General features: G+C 70.3%; 21 protein-coding genes. 12 read left to right on the forward strand and 9 right to left on the reverse strand.

All coding sequences use genetic code 11. The annotated features are described in order from the left end of the window. Position 1 precedes the first annotated feature (1 nt). On the reverse strand, positions 2-1177 hold the full coding sequence (locus LGR69_RS24930) for a zinc-dependent alcohol dehydrogenase (RefSeq protein ID WP_230367685.1): 1176 nt from the start codon (positions 1175-1177) through the stop codon (positions 2-4). 336 nt (positions 1178-1513) lie between these two features. Between LGR69_RS24930 and LGR69_RS24935 the strand changes: the two genes are divergently transcribed. Then, complete coding sequence (locus LGR69_RS24935; RefSeq protein WP_230367686.1) at positions 1514-2626, forward strand: alkene reductase; 1113 nt, start codon at positions 1514-1516, stop codon at positions 2624-2626. Positions 2627-2780: 154 nt separating this feature from the next. On the opposite strand, the gene LGR69_RS24940 is transcribed toward LGR69_RS24935, so the two are convergent. The 4 genes from LGR69_RS24940 to LGR69_RS24955 all read right to left on the reverse strand — a co-directional run bounded on the left by LGR69_RS24940 (position 2781) and on the right by LGR69_RS24955 (position 6424). Beyond that, a complete protein-coding gene (locus LGR69_RS24940; RefSeq protein WP_230367687.1) occupies positions 2781-4109 on the reverse strand; it encodes a nucleotide disphospho-sugar-binding domain-containing protein in 1329 nt (442 codons plus the stop codon). A gap of 229 nt (positions 4110-4338) precedes the next feature. After that, complete coding sequence (locus tag LGR69_RS24945) at positions 4339-4971, reverse strand: TPM domain-containing protein (protein ID WP_230367688.1); 633 nt, start codon at positions 4969-4971, stop codon at positions 4339-4341. After that, positions 4961-5773, reverse strand: coding sequence for a TPM domain-containing protein (locus LGR69_RS24950; protein ID WP_230367689.1), 813 nt, complete (start codon positions 5771-5773; stop codon positions 4961-4963). Before LGR69_RS24950 ends, LGR69_RS24945 begins: the two co-directional genes overlap by 11 nt. Positions 5774-5788: 15 nt before the next feature. After that, positions 5789-6424: a LemA family protein gene (locus LGR69_RS24955; RefSeq protein ID WP_007560245.1), complete on the reverse strand. Its 636-nt coding sequence runs from the start codon at positions 6422-6424 to the stop codon at positions 5789-5791. A gap of 220 nt (positions 6425-6644) precedes the next feature. Between LGR69_RS24955 and LGR69_RS24960 the strand changes: the two genes are divergently transcribed. The 5 genes from LGR69_RS24960 to LGR69_RS24980 all read left to right on the forward strand — a co-directional run bounded on the left by LGR69_RS24960 (position 6645) and on the right by LGR69_RS24980 (position 11622). Beyond that, complete coding sequence (locus LGR69_RS24960; protein ID WP_050733977.1) at positions 6645-7055, forward strand: hypothetical protein; 411 nt, start codon at positions 6645-6647, stop codon at positions 7053-7055. Positions 7056-7057: 2 nt separating this feature from the next. Then, positions 7058-7978, forward strand: coding sequence for a LysR family transcriptional regulator (locus LGR69_RS24965; protein WP_230367713.1), 921 nt, complete (start codon positions 7058-7060; stop codon positions 7976-7978). Between the two features lie 105 nt (positions 7979-8083). Next, entirely contained in the window at positions 8084-9277 is a 1194-nt protein-coding gene (locus LGR69_RS24970) for a CaiB/BaiF CoA transferase family protein (protein ID WP_230367690.1), read from the forward strand. After that, positions 9274-10197 (forward strand): hydroxymethylglutaryl-CoA lyase, encoded by a 924-nt coding sequence (locus tag LGR69_RS24975; protein WP_230367691.1) that lies wholly within the window; start codon positions 9274-9276, stop codon positions 10195-10197. Before LGR69_RS24970 ends, LGR69_RS24975 begins: the two co-directional genes overlap by 4 nt. Before the next feature lie 102 nt (positions 10198-10299). Next, complete coding sequence (locus LGR69_RS24980) at positions 10300-11622, forward strand: MFS transporter (protein WP_122162034.1); 1323 nt, start codon at positions 10300-10302, stop codon at positions 11620-11622. Between the two features lie 18 nt (positions 11623-11640). Here LGR69_RS24980 and LGR69_RS24985 read toward each other — a convergent pair whose 3' ends face one another. The 3 genes from LGR69_RS24985 to LGR69_RS24995 all read right to left on the reverse strand — a co-directional run bounded on the left by LGR69_RS24985 (position 11641) and on the right by LGR69_RS24995 (position 14889). Further along, entirely contained in the window at positions 11641-12600 is a 960-nt protein-coding gene (locus tag LGR69_RS24985; protein WP_230367692.1) for a helix-turn-helix domain-containing protein, read from the reverse strand. 331 nt (positions 12601-12931) lie between these two features. Further along, on the reverse strand, positions 12932-13891 hold the full coding sequence (locus LGR69_RS24990) for a helix-turn-helix domain-containing protein (protein WP_122162036.1): 960 nt from the start codon (positions 13889-13891) through the stop codon (positions 12932-12934). A gap of 38 nt (positions 13892-13929) precedes the next feature. Continuing rightward, the gene (locus tag LGR69_RS24995; RefSeq protein WP_230367693.1) at positions 13930-14889 is read right to left on the reverse strand and encodes a helix-turn-helix domain-containing protein; all 960 of its coding nucleotides are present in this window, start codon (positions 14887-14889) and stop codon (positions 13930-13932) included. A 251-nt stretch (positions 14890-15140) separates the two neighbouring features. On the opposite strand from LGR69_RS24995, the gene LGR69_RS25000 reads away from it, so the two are divergent. Together LGR69_RS25000 and LGR69_RS25005 are read left to right on the forward strand one after the other, a co-directional pair. Next, positions 15141-15554: a Ros/MucR family transcriptional regulator gene (locus LGR69_RS25000; protein ID WP_091863970.1), complete on the forward strand. Its 414-nt coding sequence runs from the start codon at positions 15141-15143 to the stop codon at positions 15552-15554. Next, positions 15555-15797 (forward strand): hypothetical protein, encoded by a 243-nt coding sequence (locus LGR69_RS25005; RefSeq protein WP_091863969.1) that lies wholly within the window; start codon positions 15555-15557, stop codon positions 15795-15797. A gap of 133 nt (positions 15798-15930) precedes the next feature. On the opposite strand, the gene LGR69_RS25010 is transcribed toward LGR69_RS25005, so the two are convergent. After that, positions 15931-17559 (reverse strand): inorganic phosphate transporter, encoded by a 1629-nt coding sequence (locus tag LGR69_RS25010; RefSeq protein WP_230367694.1) that lies wholly within the window; start codon positions 17557-17559, stop codon positions 15931-15933. Between the two features lie 495 nt (positions 17560-18054). Between LGR69_RS25010 and LGR69_RS25015 the strand changes: the two genes are divergently transcribed. From LGR69_RS25015 to LGR69_RS25030, 4 genes are all read left to right on the forward strand, one after another. Continuing rightward, a complete protein-coding gene (locus LGR69_RS25015; RefSeq protein ID WP_230367695.1) occupies positions 18055-21234 on the forward strand; it encodes an autotransporter family protein in 3180 nt (1059 codons plus the stop codon). 134 nt (positions 21235-21368) lie between these two features. Beyond that, positions 21369-22517 (forward strand): ceramide glucosyltransferase, encoded by a 1149-nt coding sequence (locus tag LGR69_RS25020; protein WP_230367696.1) that lies wholly within the window; start codon positions 21369-21371, stop codon positions 22515-22517. Between the two features lie 25 nt (positions 22518-22542). After that, entirely contained in the window at positions 22543-23229 is a 687-nt protein-coding gene (locus LGR69_RS25025; RefSeq protein WP_230367697.1) for a DUF1045 domain-containing protein, read from the forward strand. Then, positions 23222-23854, forward strand: coding sequence for an LbetaH domain-containing protein (locus tag LGR69_RS25030; RefSeq protein ID WP_230367698.1), 633 nt, complete (start codon positions 23222-23224; stop codon positions 23852-23854). The genes LGR69_RS25025 and LGR69_RS25030 overlap by 8 nt, the downstream gene beginning before the upstream one ends. Positions 23855-23941 lie beyond the last annotated feature (87 nt).

The following is a 23941-nucleotide window of genomic DNA, read 5'->3' on the forward strand; positions in this document are numbered from 1 at the left end:
CTCAGTTCGGGTGGAAGACCACCTTCACGCAGCCATCGGCCTTGTCCCGGAAGGTCTTGTAGAGGTCCGGGCCGTCGGCGAGGTCGGTGGAGCGGTGGGTGATCATCGACGTCATGTCGAACTTGCCCGCCTGGATCAGCTTGGTGAGCGTCTCCAGGTAGCGCTTCACGTGGGTCTGCCCGCTCTTGAGGGTGAGGCCCTTCTGGACGATCGAGCCCATGTTGACCGGCACCGGGCCGCCATAGACGCCCGGCACCGAGACGATCCCGCAGGGCCGCACCGCCTTGATCGCCTCGGCCAGCGCGTAGGGGCGCTCGGTGGAGGTCAGCTTCTCCTGGAGCGTCGAGAGCACGCCGGTGAGGCCGCCATGGCCGGCGCTCGCCTCCATGCCGACGCAGTCGATCACGCCGTCGGCGCCCTGGCCCTTGCTGATCTCCTGGATCCGCTCGAACACGTCCTCGTTCATGAAGTCGATGACGTCGGTGGCGCCGGATGTCTTCGCCAGGGCGAGCCGCTCGGGCACGGTGTCGATGGCGATGATGCGCCCGGCGCCCATGATCCTGGCGGATTGGATCGCGAACAGGCCGACCGGGCCGGCGCCCCAGATCGCGATGATCTCGCCACCCTGGATCTCGCAATGCTCGGCGCCCTGCCAGCCGGTGGGCAGGATGTCGGTGAGGAACAGGACCGACTCGTCATCCATGCCGTCCGGCACCTTCATGGGGGCCACGTCGGCCATGGGGACGCGCACGTATTCGGCCTGGCCGCCGGCATAGCCGCCGGTGAGGTGCGAGTAGCCGAACAGGCCCGCGGTCGGGTAGCCGAACTGCGCGGCCGCCATCTCGCCGTTGCGGTTCGAGCGCTCGCAGACCGACCAGTTGCCGAGCTTGCATTGGCGGCAGGCGCCGCAATTGATGTTGAACGGGACGACGATCCGGTCGCCCTTCCGAAACTTGGTGAAGCCCTGGCCGACCTCGACCACCTCGCCCATGAATTCGTGGCCGAGCACGTCGCCGGATTTCATGGTCGGCATCTGGCCGTCCATCAGGTGGAGATCCGAGCCGCAGATCGCGCAGCTCGTCACCTTGATGATCACGTCGCGGGAATCCTCGATCACCGGATCCGGGACCGTGTCGCAGCGGATGTCGTTCTTGCCGTGCCAGCAGAGTGCCTTCATGGCGTCGGTTCTCCAGATCGCGGGGGAGCGCAGAGGCGGGACGCGGCCTCGCCGGGCCAAATCCCGGGCGATGCGGCCAGATTCCGCGCAGATGCACGGGGCGTCCTGCCGCTCGCGATGTCGCTGGGGAGCCAAGACACGCGCCGGAATCCGGTTCCCGCGGCATTCCGCGCCGCGGCCGTCGCCCGGCCGGGCTCGGACGGATCGGAACGTGTCCGTGGAACCGGGGCGGGACCTCGGCCTGTTAACGACCATCCCTCTTGCGCGTGCCAGCTCCGCGAGGCCCGCCCTTCGCCGGGGCCGTTCCGCCGCCCACGACGTCCCAACCGAGGTTTCATGCCGAACAGCCCGATCCTGCAGCCGGTCACCATCGGCGACCTCACCCTCAAGAACCGCGTGGTGATGGCGCCGCTCACCCGCAGCCGCTCCAACAACGAGGGCGTGCCGCCGGATTTCGCGGCCGATTACTACGGCCAGCGCTCCAATGCGGGCCTGATCATCTCGGAGGCGACCAACATCTCACCGCAGGGTGTCGGCTACGCCTACACGCCGGGCATCTGGTCGGACGCGCAGGTCGAGGCCTGGTCGCGGATCGTGAAGACGGTCCATGCCAATGACGGGCTGATCTTCCTGCAGCTCTGGCATACCGGCCGGATCTCGCATCCCGAGCTCCAGCCCGGCGGCGAGCTCCCGGTCTCGGCCTCCGCAATCAAGCCGGAGGGTACCGCCTTCACGCAGGACGGCATGAAGCCCCACGTGACGCCGCGAGCGCTCGAGACCGACGAGATCCCGGGGATCGTCGCCGATTACCGGCGGGCTGCGGAGAACGCCAAGCGGGCGGGCTTCGACGGCGTCGAGATCCACTCGGCCAACAATTACCTGCTCGAGCAATTCGTCCGGGATTCCACCAACACGCGCACCGACCGCTACGGTGGCTCCATCGAGAACCGCCTGCGCTTTCCCCTGGAGGTGGTCCGGGCGGTCACCGAGGTCTGGGGTGGCGGCGCCCGGGTCGGCATCCGGCTCTCGCCGGCGACCACGCAGCCCGGCGACACGCCGCTCGATTCCGACCCGCACGCCACCTACGGCGCCTATGTCGATGCGCTGAACGGCTTCGGCCTGCTCTACGTCCACACGATCGAGGGCGTGACCCAGCAGACCCGCGACGTGCCGGACGGGATCGACTTCCTCGACCTGCGCCGCCGGTTCAAGGGCGCCTATATCGGCAACAACCAGCTGACCCTGGATCTCGCCGAGAAGGAGCTGGCCGAGGGCCGGGCCGACCTGTTCAGCTTCGGCCGGCCCTACATCGCCAATCCCGACCTCGTCGGTCGTCTCGCCAGCGGCGCGCCCCTGGCCGAGGCACCCAAGCCCTACTGGTATGGCGGCGGCACCAACGGCTACTCGGACTGGCCGGGAATGAACGGCCCGGTGCCGGTGCGTCGCTGACCAAGCCGGAAAGACGCCCCGGCGGGACGCTTCCGCCCGCCGGGGCCGAGTCACCTGTCCGAAAATGTTTCACGGGAAACATTTTGGGCTTCACGGTTTCGCAATCAGTATGGCGACCCACCCGGATCGCCGAAGACGGTCAAGGCCCGACCGGTCAGGCCGACTTCGCCCGGGACACCGCGGCGCCCGTCCCGGCGCGGCGCACGGGCCCAGAGCGGGCGAGGTCGTCGATCGCGCCCAGGATCCCGCTCATCGCGTCCCGCGCCGCGAAGGCGGCCTGCAGGATTCCGGCCCGGTTCCGGAAGCTCGGCTCGTCGAGCACCCGCGTCACCGCCTCGCGCAGGGCGTCGACGCTCGGCGTGTTGGTGGCGAGATTGATGCCGACGCCCGACCAGCCGATGCGGGCATTCACCTCCGCCTTGTCCTCGGTCAGGCCAGCCGAGACGATCGGCACGCCGTTCGACAGCGCGAGCGAGACGCTGCCATAGCCGCCATTGGTGACGAGCACGCTCACCCGCGGCAGCAACTCGCGGAACGGCAGGAAGCGCGCGACCCGCGTGTTCGCCGGGATCGGCCCGCGCAGGGCCTCGACCGGACGGCCGCCCGTGGTGGCCAGGACCAGGAGATCGTCCCGGTCGGCGAGGGCGGCGAGCGCCGGCTCGACCAAGGTGCCGAAATCCGCGTTGGCGAGGGTGCCCTGGGTGACCAGGACCACGGGCTTGCCCGCCTCGTTGGCCCGCTCCAGCTCCGGCCACCAATCCGGCAGGGGGGCCGGCGGGGCAGGCGGCTGCAGCAGGCCGATGAAGCGCACGCCCGGAGGCAGCGTTCCGTAATCGTACTCGAAGCCCGGCACGGTCGGCTGCAGGAACAGGTCGGGCAGCACGACGACGGAGTGCGGCAGCGATGCCGGCAGCGGGGACACGCCCAGCCGGGCGAGTTGCGCGTCCGCGTAGGCCCGGACCGGGTTGGCGAAGGCTGCATCCATCCCGACCTTGAGCGCGGCGTAGCGCGCGAGCTCGGCTTGGTCGCGGGCCGGCGGGAGGCCCAGCCCGACCGGGGCGTGGTCCGGCCGGTCGAGAAACAGGATGCTGATATTGGCGGTGACGATCGGCGGCCGTGGCGCGGTGTCGAGGAGCAGCGGCAGCACGCCGAGGAACATGCTGCCCGCGACGATCACGTCCGGCGCATCCGCGGCGATCAGCGCCTTCAAAGCCGCGGTCTGAACCGGCATCGGATCGATGAAGCGGCGCTGGAACTCGTGCCGGAAGCGCTCTGGCCCGGCGGGCAGCTCCGTCTCGAGATATCCGGCGGATTCGTTGTCCGCGTAGGGCGTGAAGCGCAGGCCGGCCTCCTCGACCTTCGCCTGGAAGGCCGGATCGGTGAGCATGCGCACGTCGTCGCCCCGGGCTGCCGCGGCGCGGCCGATGGCGAGCATCGGGTTCACATGGCCGGTGAGCGGCGTTGCGGCGATCAGGATCTTCATGACGGCCTCCTTGGGCGAGGCCGAAATGGCGGCCTCGCGCCTCGTCTCGATCTCGGTGCCGGGCGCGAACGCGGCCCGGCCCCGAGTCCCATGCGGTCAAATCGCGAGCGGACCCCTCGGGTTACCGGTCTCGGATCGGGGTCGTGCGGCAGCGCACCAAGTCCGTCACCGCGCTCGATCGATGGATCGGCGCTGCAGGCCCTGATGTATTCCGTCCTGGGACGCGAGGCTAATCCGCGACGATCACCCGGTTCGGCAATTCGTCCGGATCGTGCGGGCCGGCCGGGAGATGCTCCGCCAGGATGGCGCCGATCCGCTCGACCGCGACGGTCAGCCCGCCCTCGATGTCGCCGCCCGCCAGGGCACGGCCGAGCTCGGCCAGGATCCCGTCCCAGGACTCGGCCGGGATGCGCTTCAGCACGCCGAGATCCGTGACGATCTCGGCATGGCGCTCGGCCAGCGACAGGTAGAGCAGCACGCCGGTGCGGGACCGGGTGCGGCTCAGGCCGCGGGACCAGAAGGCCCGCTGCCCGGCCTCGCGGGCCCGGGCGCTGCGCAGCCGGCGCGGCACCAGGGCAAGCCGCAGCCGCGCATTCTGGCTGGCCGCCAGGATGGCCGCGACCAGGGCCGCCTGCGCCAGCAGAATCGTGGTGGCGCTCCATCCGGTCAGCACGATCAGCGGCCAGGGCAGGATCAGCGCGGCGATCAGCGCCGTCAGCAGCACCACCGAGCGGTAAGCGCCCGCACGCCGGCTGATCATCACGACGATCTCGCCGGACGTGCCGGCCTCGGCCCGGGACACCGCCGCGGCCAGGCGCTCGCAGGCCGCGGGCGGGAGAATGTCGGCGATCCTACCAGTCACCCGAGGATCCCCCTCCGCCCGACGAGCCGCCCCCGCCGGAAAATCCGCCGCCGAAGCCGCCCGACGAGCCGCCATCCGAGAAGCCGCCGCTCCACCCGCCGGAGCCGGGGCCCGGCAGGAACACGATGCCGCCGCCGCGCCCGCCGCGGCCGCCCCCGCCGCCGCGGCTCATGCGCCAGGCCACGAACAGCACGACCAGGAACAGGATGACGAAGACCGCGACCTGCCGGGGATCCACCTCGTCGGCCCGGACCTGCGGCTTGCGCTGCCATTCCTCGGCATCGCCCGACAGGATCCCCAGGATCCCGTCGATGCCGGCATTGATCCCGCCGTAATAGTCACCGGTCTTGAAGCGTGGCGTGATCGCGCTGGCGATGATCACCCGCGTGAGCGCGTCCGTCAGCGCCCCTTCGAGGCCGTAGCCGACCTCGATCCGCACCTTGCGCTCGCTCGGCGCCACCAGCAGCAGCGCGCCGTTGTTGGTCTTGGCCTGCCCGAGCTTCCAGTCCCGGAACAGGCGGTTGGCGAAGTCCTCGATGGTCGTGCCCTGGAGGTTGGGCACGGTCGCCACCACCACCTGGTCCGAGGTCTTGTCCTCGTGCGCCTTCAGCTTGGCCTCCAGGGCCGCGCGCTGGTCGGGCGTCAGGATGCCCGCGCCGTCGACCACGCGTCCGGTGAGCGGCGGGAAGGTCAGGTCGGCGGCGAGCGCCCCGACCGCGTAGACCGCCAGACACCCGAACAGGACGACCAGCGCCAGGAACAGCCGCACCAGCGTCCCGGTGCTCAGGCCCATGAACCGCATTTAATGGTGCCGCTTCTAGAACTTCACGTTCGGCGGCCGGTCGGCGTTCGGGGTTGCCGAGAAGGTCTCCATCGGCTTGGCCTCGGGATACAGGATCGCGGCGATCCAGCGGCCCGGGATGGTGCGCAGCTCGGTGTTGTAGGCCTGGACCGCGCCGATATAGTCGCGCCGCGCCACGGCGATGCGGTTCTCGGTGCCTTCGAGCTGCGATTGCAGGGCCAGGAAGTTCTGGTTGGACTTCAAGTCGGGGTATTTCTCCACCGTGACCAGCAGGCGCCCGAGCGCGCCGGAGAGCTGGTTCTGCGCGTCCTGGAACTCCTTGAATTTCTGTGGATCGCTCACCGTCGAGGCGTCGACCTTCACGCTCGACGCCTTCGCCCGGGCCTCGGTGACGCCGATCAGCACGTCCTTCTCCTGCTGGGCATAGCCCTTCACGGTCTCGACCAGGTTGGGAATCAGGTCGGCGCGGCGCTGGTACTGGTTCTGCACCTCGCTCCAGGACGACTTGGCCTGCTCCTCGAGGGTCGGCACGCGGTTGACCGCGCCGCAGCCGGACAGGCCGGTGGCGACCAGGAGGATCGTGAGCGCGCTCAGCAGGCGCGCCGCCGCGGATGTCGGGCGCAGCGCGCCGGCGTTCAGCATCGAGACCATTCAGGGTAGCTCCCTTCCGGGCGGGGCCCGGTACACGGATCACACTTCCGAGAGATAAGGCCTCGCCTTGTCAAGGTAAGGCCTTCGCGCGATTCCGGTTTGGAAGGCTCGGGCTGCGACCCGATCGGCCGCCCGGCAACGGGCCTGGCGGGCGCGCGTTCGAGACAGCATGTGCGGGCATCGGCCCGACCCGAACCAGAGACCCCACGGAGAGACCCGGATGGATGCAGAACTCGCCGATCACGTCAGGGCGGCCGCCGCGGCGGCGCGGCGCCACGCGCTGGCCTTCCGGGCGCCGGTCGACAAGGACGCGCTGCCCTGGTCGGTGATCGAAGCCTTCGACGCCCGCGTCCGCGGCCATGTCGAGCGCGACCGGCGGATCGAGGAGGAGCGCGACCGGGTGCTGATCGCCGCGGTGAACCTCGCCGAGACCCCGGTCGAGGAGGGCGAGGACGCGATCGCGGCGGCCCGCGCCCATCTGGTCGACGCGATCGACTATCTGGAGCAGGCGGTCCTGCGCTTCGGCCTGGTCAACCGGCAGGGCGCCAAGCTCGGCCACGGCGCGTATGGCCAACCGGTCGGCGCGCGGGACTGGCGCGGGCCGCAGGAGGCCGCGAAGAAAGGATCCTGAGCATTCGCGAGACGCTCCCCACCGCGGCGACCGTCAGCCGTCTCGACCTCAAGACGCTGCGCCTGTTCGCGGCGATCTGCGAGGCGGGGACGCTCAACGGCGCGGCCCGGCGGGCTTCGATCGCGCCCTCGGCGGTGAGCAAGCGGCTGGCCGAGCTGGAGCACGCCCTGGGCTGCACGCTGCTCACCCGCGAGCCGCGGGGGATGCGCCTGACGCCGGCCGGCGAGACCCTGCTGCACCACACCCGCCGGATGCTGGCCAGCGCCGAGCAGATGGCCCTCGAACTCGCCGAGCACGCGCACGGGGTGCGCGGCTTCGTCCGGATGCTCGCCAACCTCTCGGCCATCGTCCAATTCCTGCCCGAGGACCTCCAGACCTTCCTGGCTGCGCAGGAGCGGATCCGCGTCGACCTGGCGGAACGGCCGAGCGGCGGCGTGGTGCTGGGCGTCGAGGAGGGCGCGGCCGATCTCGGGATCTGCGCCGGCGGCACCGACACCCGCTCGCTCACGGCCTATCCGTATCGCGGCGACCGCCTGGTCCTGGTGATGCCGGCCGATCATCCGCTGAGCGGGCGAACCGCCATCGCCCTCGCCGAGACCCTCGATTACGACCATGTCGGCCTGCACGTCGAGAGCTCGATCCACGCCGCCCTGCGGGATGAGGCCCGGCGGCTCGGGCGGCCTCTGCGCCTGCGGATCCACGTGCCGAGCTTCGACGGGATCTGCCGGATGGCGCAGGCCGGGATGGGGCTCGGCACGATCCCCGAGGGGGTCTTCGCCCTGCTCGGTCCGCAGCTGCATCTCGCCGCGGTGCCGCTGACCGATCCCTGGGCCACGCGGACGCTCACCCTCGTGGTCCGGCCCGGCGCCCTGCCGCCCGCTGCCGCCTTGCTGCTGGATCACCTGCGCACGGCCGGCGGGTAGGAGGCGCCTGCGTTCGCATCAGGAGAACGCAGGCTGGCGCATCGCGTTTGGACATCGCCCGGAAGCCGGTCGTATCCTCCGGGCAAAGACAGGGAGAGAATAACGGTGTCAGGTCCGCTCAGCGGGATCCGTGTGCTGGAACTCGGCCAGCTCATCGCCGCCCCCTTCGCCACCAAGCTTCTGGCCGAGTTCGGTGCCGAGGTGATCAAGGTCGAGGCGCCGGAAGGCGGCGACCCCCTGCGCACCTGGCGCAAGATGCACGGCGACACCTCGCTGTGGTGGTATCTCCAGTCGCGCAACAAGAAGTCGATCGCGGTCAACCTCAAGACGCCGGAGGGGCTCGACATCGTCAAGCGCCTCGCCACCAGCGCCGATGTCGTGGTCGAGAATTTCCGGCCCGGCGGCCTGGAGAAGCTCGGGCTCGGCTGGGACGTGCTCTCGTCCCTCAACCCGAAGCTCACGATGGTGCGGATCTCCGGCTACGGCCAGACCGGGCCCTATCGCGACCGGCCGGGCTTCGGCGCCATCGGTGAGGCCATGGGCGGGCTGCGCTACACCACCGGCTCCCCCGACAGCCCCCCGGCCCGGGTCGGGGTCAGCATCGGCGACACCCTCGCCTCGCTCCACGGCGTGATCGGAGCGCTGATGTCGATCCTGAACGTCAAGGTCAATGGTGGCGCCGGGCAGGTCGTGGACGTCTCGCTGGTCGAGAGCGTGTTCAACGTGATGGAGAGCCTGGTCCCCGAATACGACCTGCTCGGCGAGATCCGAACCCGCACCGGCGGCGCGCTGCCCGGCATAACCCCGTCCAACACCTACCCGACGCAGGATGGCGGCTACGTCGTGATCGCGGGCAACAGCGATCCGATCTTCCGCCGGTTGATGACGGCCATCGGCCGCCCCGACCTCGCCGAGGATCCCCGGATGCGCTCGAACGAGGGCCGCTCGCAGCACGCGCCCATGCTGGACGGCGTGATCGGCGACTGGTCGAAGGCCCGCAGCGTCGCCGACGCCCTGGCCGCCCTCGACGCCGCGGACGTGCCGGCCGGGCGGATCTACTCGGTGGCCGACATCGTCGCCGACCCGCATTACCAGGCCCGGGACATGATCCTCGAGGCGGAGCTGCCCGGCGGCACCCAGGTGAAGATGCCCGGCATCGTGCCGAAACTCTCGGGCACCCCCGGGGCGGTGCGCTGGCAAGGCCCGGCGCTCGGCGCCCATACCGACGCGGTCCTGGCCGATCTCGGCCTCGACCCGGCCGCGATCCGGACGCTGCGCGACGCGGGAGCCGTGAAATGAGCGACGCCACGATGCTGGTCCAGGAGGTCGCGCCCCGCGACGGCCTCCAGATCGAGGCCGCCTGGGTCGAGACCGCGGACAAGATCGCCCTGGTGGACGCGCTCTCGGATGCGGGCTTCTCCCGCATCGAGGTCTCGTCCTTCGTCTCGCCCAAGGCGGTACCGGCCCTGCGCGACGCCGCCGAGCTGTTCGCCGGGATCCGCCGCCGGCCCGGTACCGTCTACGTGGCGCTCGTCCCGAACCCCAAGGGGGCCGAGCGGGCGCTCGCCGCCAAGGTCGACGAGATCAACCTCGTCGCCTCGGTGAGCGAGACCCACAACCGCGCCAATATGGGCATGAGCCCGGACGACTCGATCGCGGGATTCGCCCGGATCATGGAGACCGTGACGGGCGCGTCGGTCCTGACCAACGCCACGGTCGCCACCGCCTTCGGCTGCCCGTTCGAGGGCGATCAGCCCGTCGACAAGGTGATCGCGCAGGTGGAGCGCTACCGCTCGCTCGGCATCACCGGCGTGACGCTCGCCGACACCACCGGCATGGCCAACCCGCGCCAGGTCGAGCGGCTCGTCGCCCGGGTCCTGGCGATCGTCCCGGCCGAGCATCTGACCCTGCACTTCCACAACACCCGCGGGGTCGGCCTCGCCAACGTGCTGGCTGCCTGGCAGGCGGGCGCCCGCCGCTTCGACGCGGCGCTCGGCGGTCTCGGCGGATGCCCGTTCGCGCCGGGCGCCACCGGCAACATCTGCACCGAGGATCTGGTCAGCATGGCCCACGAGATGGGGATCCGGACCGGCCTCGACCTGCCGGCCCTGATCGCCCTGTCCCGGGACCTGCCGCGGCTCGTCGGCCACGAGGTGCCCGGCCAGGTCGCCAAGGCCGGCCGGCCCTGCGACCTGCATCCGGTCCCCCGGGCCGCCTGACGTCTCGACGAACGCCGCGCGACAAAGCCGCCCATCGAAGGCGGCTCCGCGCATCCGGCCCTTCCGCGACGGGGCGGCCGGACTTCTCCAGGGAGGAACACGATGGCCATCGCGGTGACCGGCGCGCCCGCGCGCCCAGAGGACGTGACCGAGACCGGAATCGTCCGGAAGGTCGCGTGGCGGCTGATGCCGCTGATCATGGTCTGCTACCTGTTCGCGTTCTTCGACCGGATCAACATCAGCTTCGCCAAGTTCCAGCTTCAGAGCGACCTCGGCTTCAGCAACGTCGCCTACGGGCTCGGCGCCAGCATGTTCGTGGTCGGCTACGTCATCTTCGAGGTGCCGTCGAACCTGTTCCTGTACCGGGTCGGCGCGCGCCGCTGGATCGCCCGGATCATGATCTCCTGGGGGATCGCCACCGCGCTGATGATCTTCATCCGCACCGAGTGGCACTTCTACACCCTGCGCTTCCTCATCGGCGCCATGGAGGCGGGCTTCGCGCCCGGCATCCTGTACTACCTGACCCTGTGGTTCCCAGCCTCCCATCGCGGGCGGATCACCTCGTTCCTGTTCGTGGCCTCGGCCTTCTCCGGGATCGTCGGGGCGCCGGTGGCCGGCCTGATCCTCGGCGGGCTCAACGGCGTCGCCGGGCTCGCCGGCTGGCAATGGCTGTTCCTGGCCGGCGGCCTGCCCTGCCTCCTGCTCGGCGCCCTGGTGCTGATGCGCCTCGACGACCGGATCTCCGACGCGCGCTGGCTCTCGCAGCCGGAGAAGGACCTGCTGTCAGCCCGGATCGCCCACCACAACCGCGAGATCGGCGACCATTCGCTCCTCGGCGCGCTCCGCCAGCCGGGCTTCCTGATGATCGGGCTGGTCTACTTCCTGCTCCAGATCGGCTCCTACGGCCTGAACTTCTGGGGGCCGGACCTGATCAAGACCGCGAGCGGCAGCAGTGCGGCCTATGTCGGCTTCCTCACCGCGGTCCCGTATATCTGCGGGGCGATCAGCATGGTGGTGGTCGGGCGCCTGTCCGACGCCTCGGGCGAGCGGCCGAAATTCGTCGCCGCGCTGGCGATCGCCGCGGCCATCGGCTTCTTCACCGCGGGCCTGTTCGACCGGCAGATCGTGCCCCTGATGATCGCGCTGGCGCTGCTGGGGTCTGGGATCGTCGCCTCGATCCCGACCTTCTGGACCCTGCCGGCCAAGCTGGTGACCGGCGTCGGCGCGGCGGGCGGCATCGCGCTGATCAACACGCTCGGCCAGCTCGGCGGCATCGTCAGCCCGGTGATGGTCGGCTGGGTCAAGGACCTGACCGGATCCACGACGCCGGCCCTCTACGTCATCGGCTCGCTCTGCCTGGTGGCGGCCGGCCTCCTGCTGTTCGCCATGCCGGCGAGCCTGCGCCGGAGCGATCGCGGCCCCTGAGCGGGGCGCGCCGGGCCGTTATTGCAGACCCAGCCCGACGGCGCGCCGGAAGTCGCTGGGCGCCAGGCCGAACCGGCCCTTGAACCGGCGGGAGAAATGGGCCCGGCTGGCGAAGCCGCAGCCGCCGGCCAGGGTGTCGATCGTCAGGTGGGTGCAGGTCGGGTCCGCCAGGCGATCGGCCGCGACTTCCAGACGGCGCTGCCAGATCCAGTCGGAGACGTGCTGGCCGCGCTCGTCGAACAGCGCCTGGAGCCGGCGCAGTGAGACGCCGACCGCCGCCGCGAGCCGGGGCGGATCGAGAGCGGGGTCGCCGAGATGCGCTTCGACATACGCCTTGGCCCGCTGGACCATGATGTCGCCGCTGGCCGGCAGGGGCGCGTCCAGGGCGATCCGCTCGGCGATGCTGGCCACGATCAGGTCAACGCCGATCGACCCCATCCGGGCGCCCGTGACGGGATCGAGCCGGTGATGCATGCGGCTCAGCTCCTCGAAAAAGCTCATCGCCAGGGTCGCGGTGGCCAGCTCGGCGCCCACGGTCAGGGCCGCGTAGCGGCGGGCCGGCCCGAGCACGCTCTCCAGGCGCTCGCGCGGTATCTTCAGGTAGAGTGATTGGTTGCCGGGGCTCGTCGTGATCACCGTCGGTTGATGCTCAATCACGACCAGGTCGCCCTGGCGTTGCTTCGATGTCCGATCCCGCTGCCCGACCGTCGTCGCGCCGGCGAGGGTGAAGGCCACGCTGATCCAGCCCTCGTCGCCCAGGCGACGGATCGCGCGCGGTGTCGCCTCGCTGCGGAGGGGGCCCTCCGAGACCCGCGTCATCGTCAGAGGGCCGAGGGTGGCGCTCTCCAGCTTGGCCTCGAACGGACCGGAGCCGAGCCGCTCCTGCTCGAGGGGCAGGCGCTGCTCTTCCAGTGTCTCCAGCCACCGTTTGAATCTGGTATTGACAGGAAGATTGTCGGTTGAAAACAATAGTCTCATAAAGATAATTCCGTTTTCACAAATATGATGTGCGGGGTCATCGCGTTATGTGGTTCTGAAGTATTGTTTTGGATATTTGATTGCTTGGCGGCATTTATATTGATCTAGATCAAATATCGACCGGGCTCGCCGCCACCTGAGCAAGGTGTTGCAGGGGCCTATATCAAAATTTCCCCTGCCGATGCAAATGCCACTCTGCTTTTTCATGGGCCACCAAGCATCCTGCGGGGGGGCAACACATGCCGTGGCCGCCCTGCAGCACGCCCGGGCATCGTGCGGTCATGCGGGCGTCCGTTGCGGCCCGCGCCCCGCCGCGATGGGGCGGACGCCCCTACGGCGTGCCCAGGAGGGCCGCGATCCGGTACTCGCGCGGGGACATGCCGTGGTGCTCCTTGAAGCGGCGGGAGAAATGGGCCTGGCTCGCGAAGCCGCAGCCGAAGGCCACGGCTCCGATCTGGATATGGGCGCCGCTCGGATCGGCCAGCTGCTTGGCGGCGGCCTCGAGCCGGCGCTGCCAGATCCAGTCGGAAATGTGCTGGCCTCGCTCGTGGAACAATTCCTGGAGCCGGCGCAACGAAACGCCGACCGCGGCGGCCAGATGCGGCGGGTCCAGGGTCGGATCGCCGAGATGGGCCTCGACATACGCCTTGGCGCGCTGGACCACGACGGTCCCGTGCAGCGGCTGCGGCACCTCCTTGGCCATCCGCTCGGCGATGCAGGCGACGATCAGGTCGACGCCGATCGCCGACATCCGTTCGGCCGCGTCGGGGTCGAGCCGGTGGCGCACCTGAACCAGCTCGCGGAAGAAGGTCGCGGCGAGGCTGGTCGAGGCCAGTTCCGCCCCCATCGCCAGCGCGGTGTAGAGCCGGGTGGGCCCGAGCATGTTCTCCAGGCGCTCGCGCGGCAGTTCCAGGAACACGGACTGGCTGCCCGCGCTCGTCGTCACCACGGCCGGCCGGTGATCGAGCACGACGATGTCGCCGGGCTTCTGTACCGAATCCCGGCCGTCCTGAAGGCAGGTCGAGGTGCCGGCGAGCTTGAACAGCACGACGGCCATGCCGGCCCTGTCGTGATGGCGCGCGGCGTTGGGCGTCGTCTCGCTGCGCAGGGCGCCCTGCGTGACGCGGCTCATGTTGAGGGAGCCGACGCTGGCGACCTCCATCTTGCCGGCGAACGGCCTGTCGTCGAGGCGCTCGATCTCGATCGGCACGAGCCGCTCGAACAGCACCTCCCGCCAGATCTGGAAGCTGTTCTTCGGATGGAGGCCGTCAGTCGTGAATACGGGCTGCACGGGTGCTGTTCCCTGGCGGGGCCGGGTGGCGCGATGGCCTACGGGGTGCTGACGAGGGCCGCCTGACGATACTCGCGGGGAGTCATGCCGTGGCGTTCCTTGAAGCGGCGGGAGAAATGGGCCTGGTTGGCGAAGCCGCAGCCGAAGGCCAGCGGGCCGATCGACAGGTGGACGCAGCCCGGGTCGGTCAGGCGCTTGGTCGCGACCTCGAGCCGGCGGTGCCAGATCCAGTCGGAAATATGCTGGCCGCGCGCGTGGAACAATTCCTGGAGCCGACGCAAGGATACGCCGACCGCGGCCGCCAGATGCGGCGGGTCCAGGGTCGGGTCGCCGAGATGGGCTTCGACATACGCCTTGGCGCGCTGGACCACGACGGTCCCCTGCATCGGCCGGGACACTTCGAGCGCCAGGCGCTCGGCGATGCTGGCGACGATCAGGTCGACGCCGATCGATGCCATCCGGGCGGCCGATTCGGGATCGAGCTGGGCGCGCAGGCGGACCAGCTCGTGGACGAATTTGACTGTCACCGCGGTGGAGGCGACGTCCGCGCCCATCGCCATGGCCGTATAGAGGCGCGTGGATCCCAGAACGCTCTCCAGGCGCTCGCGCGGCAGCTCCAGGAGCAGCGCCTGGCTGCCGGCATGGGATTCGTGGGTCGCCGGACGATGATCGATCACCACCATGTCGCCGGGTCGCTGCACGGCCGACCGGTCATCCTGGCCGAGCATCGACACGCCGGCGAGCTTGAAGATCACCACGACCGTGCCGTCCTTGCCGTTGCGCTGGATCTGCTCGCGCGTCGCCTCGCTGCGGATGGCGCTGTTGGTGATCCGCATCAACGACAGGGGCCCGAGGCGGGCGGCCTCGAGCTTGCCGGTGAACGGCCCGTCGCCGAGGCGCGACTGTTCGAGGGGCACGCCCCACCCAGAGATTGCATCCCGCCACTGCCGAAAGCTGTGCAATGGGTTAAGGCCCTCGGTCGAAAACAGTGCTTCCATTAGTAAATTTTTTTATCGACCGGCATTTCGCGCGTCGAGGACAAGGGATCCGCGTCTTCAGACAAGCGCCGTCGGGCACATATTGTATATTGTTTCTCACCTCAAGAGATGCACTCAAGCAACTTGAGGTTCGCGTGGCAACTCACCGTCGGTGGGGTGTCCGGCGGATGTCGATCACTGGGGCGGATCTTCGGGCCGTCGGTCGGCAACGCGGGCCATTAGTAACGAAATGTTGAACAGCGACACCTGACATGATCAATCAAACCGAACCCCGCTCTTCCTTCCTGATCGAGAAAGTCGGCGCGATCGTCGCCGCTTATGTGTCGCGGAACCCCGTGGGGGCGGGGGATCTGCCGGTGCTGATCGACCAGGTCCACACGGCCATCGCGGTGCTGCAGAAGAACCCCACCGGCCGCGCCGCGGGCTGGACCGGCCCGTCCGCCGAGCAGATCGAGGCCTCGATCGGCCGGGACGGCCTGATCAGCTTCATCGACGGTCGGTCCTACAAGACGCTCAAGCGTCACCTCACCGCCAACGGCCTGACGCCCGAGCGCTACCGGGCCAAGTTCGGCCTGCCCGCCGACTACCCGATGGTCGCCCCCGGCTACGCCGCGCGGCGCTCCGAGATCGCCCGGGCGATCCAGCTCGGTCATCAGGTGGATTGAATGGCGGCCCGCGCCATGACCCAGCCGGTTTGCCGGCATCCGGAGGCGGATCGCTCTGCGGCGATCCTGGAACGCATCGCCGACACGCTCCATCTGCCGGTCGACGCGTTCTTCCCGGACGAGCGCGCACCGGGCGAGACGGTCGCTCAGGCCGCGGATCTCGTGACGGCCTTCATGGCGATTGAGACCGTCGCCGCGCGCCGCACCTGCCTGGCCTTCGTGCGCGCCATGGCGCGCCCGTAACCACCCGAGACATCGGGACCAGAACGGACAGGGCCGTTTCCGTCGACCACGGAAACGGCCCTGTCCGTCTCGACAGCGCGCTGCGTGCTTCCGGGCCCGCGGCGCAGGATCCTGCACCGCGAGCCCGGCCCCGTCAGAAGACGTGGCGCAGCAGGAAATACAGGCTCGCCGCCAGCGTGATGGCGGCCGGCAGAGTCAGCACCCAGGCGAGCGCCATGTTGCGCACCGTCGACATCTGCAGGCCCGAGCCGTTGGCCGCCATCGTCCCGGCCACGCCCGAGGACAGGATGTGCGTGGTCGAGACCGGCAGGCCGTAGAGCTCGGCGAGCCCGATCGTGCCCGCGGCCACGATCTCGGCCGAGGCGCCCTGGGCGTAGGTGAGGTGGGTCTTGCCGATCTTCTCGCCCACCGTGACGACGATGCGCTTCCAGCCGACCATCGTGCCGAGCCCGAGCGCCAGGGCGACGCAGACCTTCACCCAGCCCGGGATGTAGCGGGTGCCGTTGTTGAGCAGCCCGGTATAGGTCTTCAGGGTCGCCTTCTCGGGGTCCGAGAACTCCACCCCGGCGCCCGGCAGCAGCCGCACCGCGTCGGCGGCGAGGTACATGTCGCTGCGCATGTTCTCGGTCTGGGCGGCCGGCACGGTGCGGATCGCGCCGTAATTCTTCACGCTGGCGGCGATGTCGGTCGCGAGCGCCGAGAGGGCGGCGTAGACCGGCGGCTGGTTCAGGTTTTTGGTCTTCAGGGCGTCCGTCACCGTCCGGCGCGCCTGCACGGCATCCGGCTGGGGGGCGCCGGCGGCGCGGGCGGCGAAGACCTGGCTCGCCGACGTGGAGGCCTCGATGAAGGCCGGGGTCGTGTCGTCCGACATGGTCCGGTTCAGCGCGTAGGCGGTGGGCGCGGCGCCGATCAGGATCAGCATGATCAGGCCCATGCCCTTCTGGCCGTCATTGCCGCCGTGGAAGAACGAGACCAGCGTGCAGGTCAGGATCAGCATGCCGCGGATCCAGATCGGCGGCGGCGCCTCACCCTTGGGGGCCTCGTAGAGGTCCTTGCGGCGCACCAGGAATTTCAGGACGAGCAGCAGCGCCGCGGCCAGGACGAAGCCGCAGACCGGCGAGAACAGCAGCGCCTTGAACACGTTGAGCGCCTGGCCCCAATCGACTCCGGCGGTGCCGGTGCCGCCGCTCATGAGCTGGTTGCCCAGTCCGACGCCCAGGACCGAGCCGATCAGCGCGTGCGACGACGAGTTCGGCAGGCCGAAGGCCCAGGTCCCGAGATTCCAGATGATGGCGGCCAGCAGCAGCGCGAAGATCATCGCGTAGCCGGCCCCCGAGCCGACATGGAGGATCAGCTCCACCGGCAGCAGGGTGACGATGGCGTAGGCCACCGCGCCGGAGGACAGCATCACCCCCAGGAAATTGAAGAAGCCCGACCAGACCACCGCCACCAGCGGCGGCATCGAGTGGGTGTAGATCACGGTCGCCACCGCGTTGGCGGTGTCGTGGAACCCGTTCACGAATTCGAAGGCGAGGGCGATCAGCAGGGCGAGCCCGAGCAGCGCGAAGGCCCCGTAGGCCAGCGGCGCCTCGCCGACCGCGTTCATGTCGGTGATCAGGCTCACCACCGCGTAGCCGAGCCCGGCCACCAGGACAGCCAGGAAGGCGACCACGCCACCCAGATGCATCCCGTGGTCGAGACGCGGACCGCTCGCTGGCCTGCCTCCCACCACCGGCTGCGGCATTACGGCGGAATCGGACATGGGCCCTCGCGTTGAATCGTCTTCGGAAGCGGGGCGGGATTAGGATTACGCGATGACGGTTCAGTGACGTTTTACCGGGCCGATTCACGGCAGCATTATATTCGCGCGTCTATGGCCGATAATACGAAGCTATCAATTGGGACCAAGTTCAGTCGGTCCTCGTGTAGTTCAGGGCTGGTGTGTTTACTGATACGGCGGCCCCCACTGCGGATGCCGAGGACTGACATCTGTCCGCAGATAACGCGAGCCGTCCGCTGGGCGATGCCACGGGCTCGACCAGTCGTGGGAAGCTTTGGTCATCGGCGGCTGGCATGCATGAAGCAACGTGCAAGCAACGAAACCGGAAAATTTATGCCGGCTAAGATAAGCGCCTGTTGCGCGGGAGATACAGCCCGTGATTCAGCGCAATGTGAATGGATTATGACGCATTCGCATCCGTAGAATTCGTTAAATGTCCCGCCGCGGGCCGAATGGTCGCAGGCTTGGGGGCCGGGAATGACGTTTCGCTACGGGGTCTCGATCGCGGCGTTGATGGTCGCCGCATGCGGTTCGGGTGTGCAGGCGCAGACCGTCAACACGACGGCCTCCGACGTCAACGTCCTCAACCTGCTGTCGCCGTTCCTGTCGCTCAACGCGACGGCGACCGGGCAGGCGACGCTGGACCAGAACCTGTCGCAGACGGCGGCGCTGAACAACGGTGCCGGGCTCGCCCGGCAGCAATTGGCGATCAGCGACAAGAACCTCCTCGCTTCGGCCAGCAACAACCTGTCCTCGGTCGGGCTCGGCATCTACGGCGTCGCCGCCAATATCGGCGGTGGCTTGCCCAGGCAGACGCCGATCAACGGCATCGTCCCGCAGCAGCTCGTCGGCGGCCTCGGCACGCAGCTCGGACCGATCTACCAGCGCGGGGTCGCCCAGGGCGCCGCCGGCGCACTCGGCAGCGTGGTCAACCTGCTGGTCAATGCCAACACGTTCACGGGCAACAACCTGGGCGTCGCCAAGAACTACTTCGCCAACGGCGCGGCCAACAATCCGAGCGTGACCCCGGCCAATTACGTGGCGGTGCCCGCGGTCGCGCCGGCAGGCTACACGCTGCCGACCTATAACGGCCTGCCCAACACCACCAACAGCGTCTACGATCTCGCCTACGGGGTGAACAACACCCAACCCGGCCAGGACGTCTACGGATCCTCGCGCCCCGTCCAGGTCGCGCCCAAGCGGTTCAACGCGTTCGATCCGACGGCGCTCAACGGCATCGCCACGAACCCGTCCTTTCCGAGCGGCCACACCACCTACGCGTTCACCAGCGGCTACCTGCTGGCGATGCTGGTGCCGCAGCAATACCAGAGCCTGCTGCTGCGCGCCTCCGAGTACGGCGAGAGCCGCATCGTCCTCGGCGTCCACTACCCGCTCGACGTCATCGGCAGCCGGGCCCTCTCGGCCTACGACCTCGCCCAGGCCTTCACCAACCCGGCCTATATCAACAACGCCGCGGTGACCGGCGTCGCGCTCAACCTACCCAACCAGTTCGTCCAGGCCCAGGGCCAGATCCAGGCCTACCTCGCCGCCCAGTGCGGCAACACCGTCGCGGCCTGCGCGGCCGGGGCGCCCAACATCACGGGCAACCCCTACATCCCCTCCGCCGCCAACCAGGCCGCCTACCAGGCCCGCCTGACCTACGGCCTGCCGACCCTGTCCTTCGCCCAGGCCCCGCGCGAGGCCGCCCCCGCGGGCGGGCCCGACGCCTCGATCCTGCTGGCCCCGCTCTACGGCGGATCGACCGCGGCCGCCCGCACCCTCGCCCCCCAGGGCGGCCTCTACGGCCAGCTCTCGACCGACACGATCAACCAGGTCGTCGTCAACACCGAGACCAACGCGCTGGCCGCCTTCTACGGCAGCCCGCTGAGCTACTGGAGCCGCATCGACCTCTACGCCGCCGCCGGCTATTTCGGGAACGTCACCGGCACCCTGCGCATGGACGCCACCGACCGCCTCGGCATCGATGTCGGCATCGGCAATGGCGGCGCGCTCTACGCCAACGGCACCATCGCGGGCACCGTCTCGGTCAATGCCGGTGGCCTGCTGGGCGGCTCGGGCAGCGTCGGGGGCGTCAACGCGCTGTCGGGCGGTGCGGTGGCGCCGGGCAACTCGATCGGCACGCTCACCGTCGCCGGCGCGGTCGCCTTCGCCCCGGGCTCGACCTACCGGGTCGAGGCCAACGCCGCCGGACAGGCCGACAGGATCGCCGCCGGCGGCGCCGCGACGCTGGCCGGCGGCACCGTGCAGGTGCAGGCGGCCTCGGGCGCCTACAACCCGCGCACCACCTACGCGATCCTCACCGCCGCTGGCGGCGTCTCCGGCCGGTTCGACGGGGTCAGCGCCAACCTCGCCTTCCTGTCCCCGGGCCTGCGCTACCGCCCCAACGAGGTCGACCTGACCCTCACCCGCAACGACGTGCCGCTCGCCGCCGGCGCCACCGGCCGCAACGGCATCGCCGCCGCCAACGCGATCCAGGCGGCCGGGGCCGGCCGGGCCTACGACGCCGCCCTGGCCTTCACCACCGACGAGGCCGCCGACGGCTTCCGGGCGCTCTCGGGCGACATCCATGCCAGCACGGTCTCGGCCGCCTACGAGACCGCGTTCTTCGTGCGCGAGGCGGTGCTCGACCGCCTGCGCCGGGGGGGCGACGCCCCGGGCCTGGATTACGGCACCGTCCCGGCGGCCTACACCGCCGACCTGCCCGGCCGGGCGCCGCCGGTGGCCCAGGTCCCGGTGCGCACCCTCGACCCGCAGGTGTTCGGCCTCTGGGGCCAGGGCTTCGGCGCGTTCGGCACGGCGGGCGGGGGCGGCAACGCCTTCGACCTCGACCGGCAGATCGCCGGCTTCGCGCTCGGCGCCGACATCCGGCTGCCGAGCGGGGTCCGGTTCGGCCTGGTCGGCGGCTACACCGAGACCAACCTCGACAGCGCCGGCCGGCAGGGCGGCGGTGCCCGGGCGGAGAGCGCGACGCTCAAGAGCGGCTTCGGCGGCGTCTACGGCGGCTACGCGTTCGGCCCGGTCTCGGTGCGGCTGGGCGCCCTCTACGCCGATACCGACACCCGCACCCGGCGCAGCGTGCTCTACGGCCTGTCGGACAGCCCGACCGGCCATGGCGGCGGCCACACCGTCCAGGGGTTCGGCGAGATCGGCTACCGGTTCGCGTTCGGCGCGGCCTCGGCCCTGGTCTCGAAGGACGGGCCGGCGGTGGCGGCCTCGTATATCGAGCCGTTCGTGGGCGGGGCCTATATCGGCATCCGGCGCGACGGGTTCGCGGAGACCGGGGGCGCGGCGGCGCTGGTGAGCTACGCGCGCGACTACGACCTCGGCGCGGTGACGGCGGGGGTGCGGGCGCAGACCAGCCTGGATCTGGGCTTCGGGCTTCCGCTGACGGCGCACGGGCAGCTGGGCTACCGGCGGGCATTCGGGGACGTAGTGCCGACGGCTCTGCTGAGCTTCGGCAGCGGGCCTTCCTTCCTGAGCGCCGGCGTCCCGATCGACCGGGACGCGCTGGTGGCCGGCGCCGGGCTCGACCTGGCGGTGGCGCCCAACGCCAGCCTGGGCGTGGCCTATACCGGCCAGGTCGGCGCCCGCGCCCAGGACCAGGCCGTGAAGGGCAATTTCACCCTCCGGTTCTGATGGGCGCTCTGTCACACGACTGACGCGGTCCGGCCGCTAGAGCCGCGCCCGGACTGGGTGCGGCTCTAAGTCGTTGATGCGACGCGCGCTCGCCGGCGAGCCGGGCCGATCACGAGCGTACACGAGGGATCCGCATGATTGACCCCACGGTGTCGGCTTTGTCCCTCGGCGCGATGCTGGCCCTCGTCCAGATCGCCAGCATCGCGATCGCGGGCCGGCGCATCGGCCAGGTCCGCGGCGCCTCCACCTTCCCGGCCGGCGCCCCCGTCTCCCTGGTCCGCCCGCTCCACGGGATCGAGGCGTTCAGCGACGAGATGCTGGCCCGCAGCTTCCACCTCGCCTATCCGGCCTACGAGCTGATCTTCTGCGTGGCCGATCCCGACGATCCGATCGTGCCGCGGGTGCAGCGCCTGATCGCCGACCACCCGCAGGTGCCGGCCCGGCTGATCCTCGGCGACGAGCGCATCAGCGACAATCCGAAGCTCAACAATTGCCTGCGCGGCTGGCGCGCCGCCGCGCATGACTGGGTCGTGCTGGCCGATTCCAACGTGGCCATGCCGCCGGACTACCTCCAGCGGCTCCAGGCGGCCTGGCGGGACGAGACCGGCCTCGTCTGCTCGACCCCGGCGGGCGCCCGTCCGGGCAGCTTCATGGCCGAGGTCGAATGCGCCTTCCTCAATACGCTGCAGGCGCGCTGGCAATACGCCGCCGAGGCGTTCGGCCTGGGCTTCGCGCAGGGCAAGAGCATGCTCTGGCACAAGCCCTTCCTGGAGGCCCAGGGCGGCCTGCAGGCGCTGGCCTCCGAGATCGCCGAGGACGCCGCCGCCACCAAGCTGGTGCGGGCGGCGGGCAAGCGCGTCCACCTGGTCGCGAGCCCGTTCGAGCAGCCGCTCGGCCCCCGCGGCTTCCGCGAGGTCTGGGCCCGGCAGCTGCGCTGGGCCCGGCTGCGGCGGGTGACCTTCCCGCTGTTCTTCGCCCCGGAGATCGGCAGCGGCGTCCTGCTGCCGGCGCTCCTGATCGCCCTCTGGGCCGGCAGCCTGACCGGGCTCGCGGGCGCTGCGGCCCTCGCCGGGCTGTGCTATGGCGCCGAAGACCGGCTCGCGGCCCGCGCGGGCTGGCATCGCGGGCCGCGGATGTGGGCGGCCTTCCTGGTGCGCGACGCCCTGATCCCGGCGATCTGGCTGGGGGCCTGGGTGCAGAGCGCCATCGTGTGGCGCGGCAACGCCATGGATGTGCGCCCGCGCCGGGCGAGCGTCGACCGCGCCTGCGCGCCGACGGCGTGACCGCGCGGGAGCCGGAGGTCGGGACATGACGCGTCGCTACGCCCTCTACTGGCTCCCCGCGCCCGGCTCGGGGCTCGCTGCCTTCGGCAATGCCGTGCTTGGCTACGACAACGTCGCCGGCGCCCCGGTCCCGCCTCCGGACGGGCTCGGCGACCTCGCCGCGGTCACCGCGGGGGCCCGGATCTACGGATTCCACGCGACCCTCAAGGCGCCGATGCGCCTCGCCCCGGCGGCCGAGGAGGCGGACCTTCTCGCGACCGCCCGGGACCTCGCGGCCGGGCACCCGCCGGTTTCGCTCGGCCCGCTGCGGGTCGCGGCGCTCGGGCCGTTCCTCGCCCTGGTGCCCGAAGCCCCGCCGCCGGCGCTCGGCCTGCTCGCCGCCGAATGCGTCGCCGCCCTCGATCCGCTGCGGGCGCCGCTCTCGGAGGCCGAGCGCGCCAAGCGCCGCCCGGAGCGCCTCGATCCGCGCGGCCGCGCGCTCCTGGCCCGCTGGGGCTACCCGTATGTCTTCGAAGCCTTCCGGTTCCACATGACGCTGACCGATGCCCTGCCGGAGCCCGACCGCGCCGCCTGGCTGCGCCGGCTGACCGACGCCTACGCCGCCTCCGGCCCGGAACCCGTGGTGATCGACGCCGTGTGCCTCCTGTCCCAGGACGGGTCCGAGCCGTTCCGGCTCCTAGCGCGCCTGCCCTTCGGGGGCGCCCATGGCTGAGCATTATCTGGGCCTCACGCCCGCGATCGACCCGAGCGCCCGGGTCACCGAGTGCCATCTCGGCCGCTACACCGAGGTCGGCGCCCGCACGCGCCTGACCGAGACCGTCCTCGACGATTATTCCTATATCAGCCAGGACGGCGAGGTGATCTACACCACCATCGGCAAGTTCTGCTCGATCGCGTCCCACGTCCGGATCAACCCGGGCAACCACCCGATGGAGCGCGCGAGCCAGGCGCATTTCACCTATCGGGCCCATGCCTACTGGCCGGAGGAGGTGGACGAGGAATCCTTCTTCGAGCGCCGCCGGTCCAACCCGGTGACCATCGGCCACGATGTCTGGATCGGCCACGGGGTCGTCGTGCTGCCCGGCCGCACCATCGGCACCGGCGCCGTAATCGGCGCGGGGGCGATCGTGACCCGCGACGTGCCGGCCTACACGATCGTCGTCGGCAACCCGGCCCGGCCGGTGCGCCGCCGCTTTCCCGAGGCGATCGCCGAGCGCCTGGAACGCCTCGCCTGGTGGGACTGGGACCACGAGCGCCTGCGCCGGGCGCTGCCGGATTTTCGTGCGCTTCCCATCGAGGATTTCCTGGAGCGGTACACAAGTTGGTCCGGGACATAGAGCACAGCGCTCTGCGCGGCCGCCGCTTTGGTGTGCCGACTAAGTAAATCGGATGGTATTCGTCATCCAATCGTCGTCGAAGAGGCG

The sequence above is a fragment of the Methylobacterium brachiatum genome (genome assembly GCF_020523825.1).
In the GTDB taxonomy this organism is placed as follows: Bacteria; Pseudomonadota; Alphaproteobacteria; order Rhizobiales; family Beijerinckiaceae; genus Methylobacterium; species Methylobacterium brachiatum.

Bases quoted from the DNA above. Each gene is read 5' to 3' on its own strand.
- LGR69_RS25015 (WP_230367695.1), top strand. From the start codon at position 18,055: ATGACGTTTCGCTACGGGGTCTCGATCGCGGCGTTGATGGTCGCCGCA.
- LGR69_RS24940 (WP_230367687.1), bottom strand. From the start codon at position 4,109: ATGAAGATCCTGATCGCCGCAACGCCGCTCACCGGCCATGTGAACCCG.
- LGR69_RS24950 (WP_230367689.1), bottom strand. From the start codon at position 5,773: ATGCGGTTCATGGGCCTGAGCACCGGGACGCTGGTGCGGCTGTTCCTG.
- LGR69_RS25010 (WP_230367694.1), bottom strand. From the start codon at position 17,559: ATGTCCGATTCCGCCGTAATGCCGCAGCCGGTGGTGGGAGGCAGGCCA.
- LGR69_RS24955 (WP_007560245.1), bottom strand. From the start codon at position 6,424: ATGGTCTCGATGCTGAACGCCGGCGCGCTGCGCCCGACATCCGCGGCG.
- LGR69_RS24975 (WP_230367691.1), top strand. From the start codon at position 9,274: ATGAGCGACGCCACGATGCTGGTCCAGGAGGTCGCGCCCCGCGACGGC.
- LGR69_RS24930 (WP_230367685.1), bottom strand. From the start codon at position 1,177: ATGAAGGCACTCTGCTGGCACGGCAAGAACGACATCCGCTGCGACACG.
- LGR69_RS24980 (WP_122162034.1), top strand. From the start codon at position 10,300: ATGGCCATCGCGGTGACCGGCGCGCCCGCGCGCCCAGAGGACGTGACC.
- LGR69_RS25020 (WP_230367696.1), top strand. From the start codon at position 21,369: ATGATTGACCCCACGGTGTCGGCTTTGTCCCTCGGCGCGATGCTGGCC.
- LGR69_RS24995 (WP_230367693.1), bottom strand. From the start codon at position 14,889: ATGGAAGCACTGTTTTCGACCGAGGGCCTTAACCCATTGCACAGCTTT.
- LGR69_RS24960 (WP_050733977.1), top strand. From the start codon at position 6,645: ATGGATGCAGAACTCGCCGATCACGTCAGGGCGGCCGCCGCGGCGGCG.
- LGR69_RS24935 (WP_230367686.1), top strand. From the start codon at position 1,514: ATGCCGAACAGCCCGATCCTGCAGCCGGTCACCATCGGCGACCTCACC.
- LGR69_RS24985 (WP_230367692.1), bottom strand. From the start codon at position 12,600: ATGAGACTATTGTTTTCAACCGACAATCTTCCTGTCAATACCAGATTC.
- LGR69_RS25025 (WP_230367697.1), top strand. From the start codon at position 22,543: ATGACGCGTCGCTACGCCCTCTACTGGCTCCCCGCGCCCGGCTCGGGG.
- LGR69_RS25030 (WP_230367698.1), top strand. From the start codon at position 23,222: ATGGCTGAGCATTATCTGGGCCTCACGCCCGCGATCGACCCGAGCGCC.
- LGR69_RS25000 (WP_091863970.1), top strand. From the start codon at position 15,141: ATGATCAATCAAACCGAACCCCGCTCTTCCTTCCTGATCGAGAAAGTC.
- LGR69_RS25005 (WP_091863969.1), top strand. From the start codon at position 15,555: ATGGCGGCCCGCGCCATGACCCAGCCGGTTTGCCGGCATCCGGAGGCG.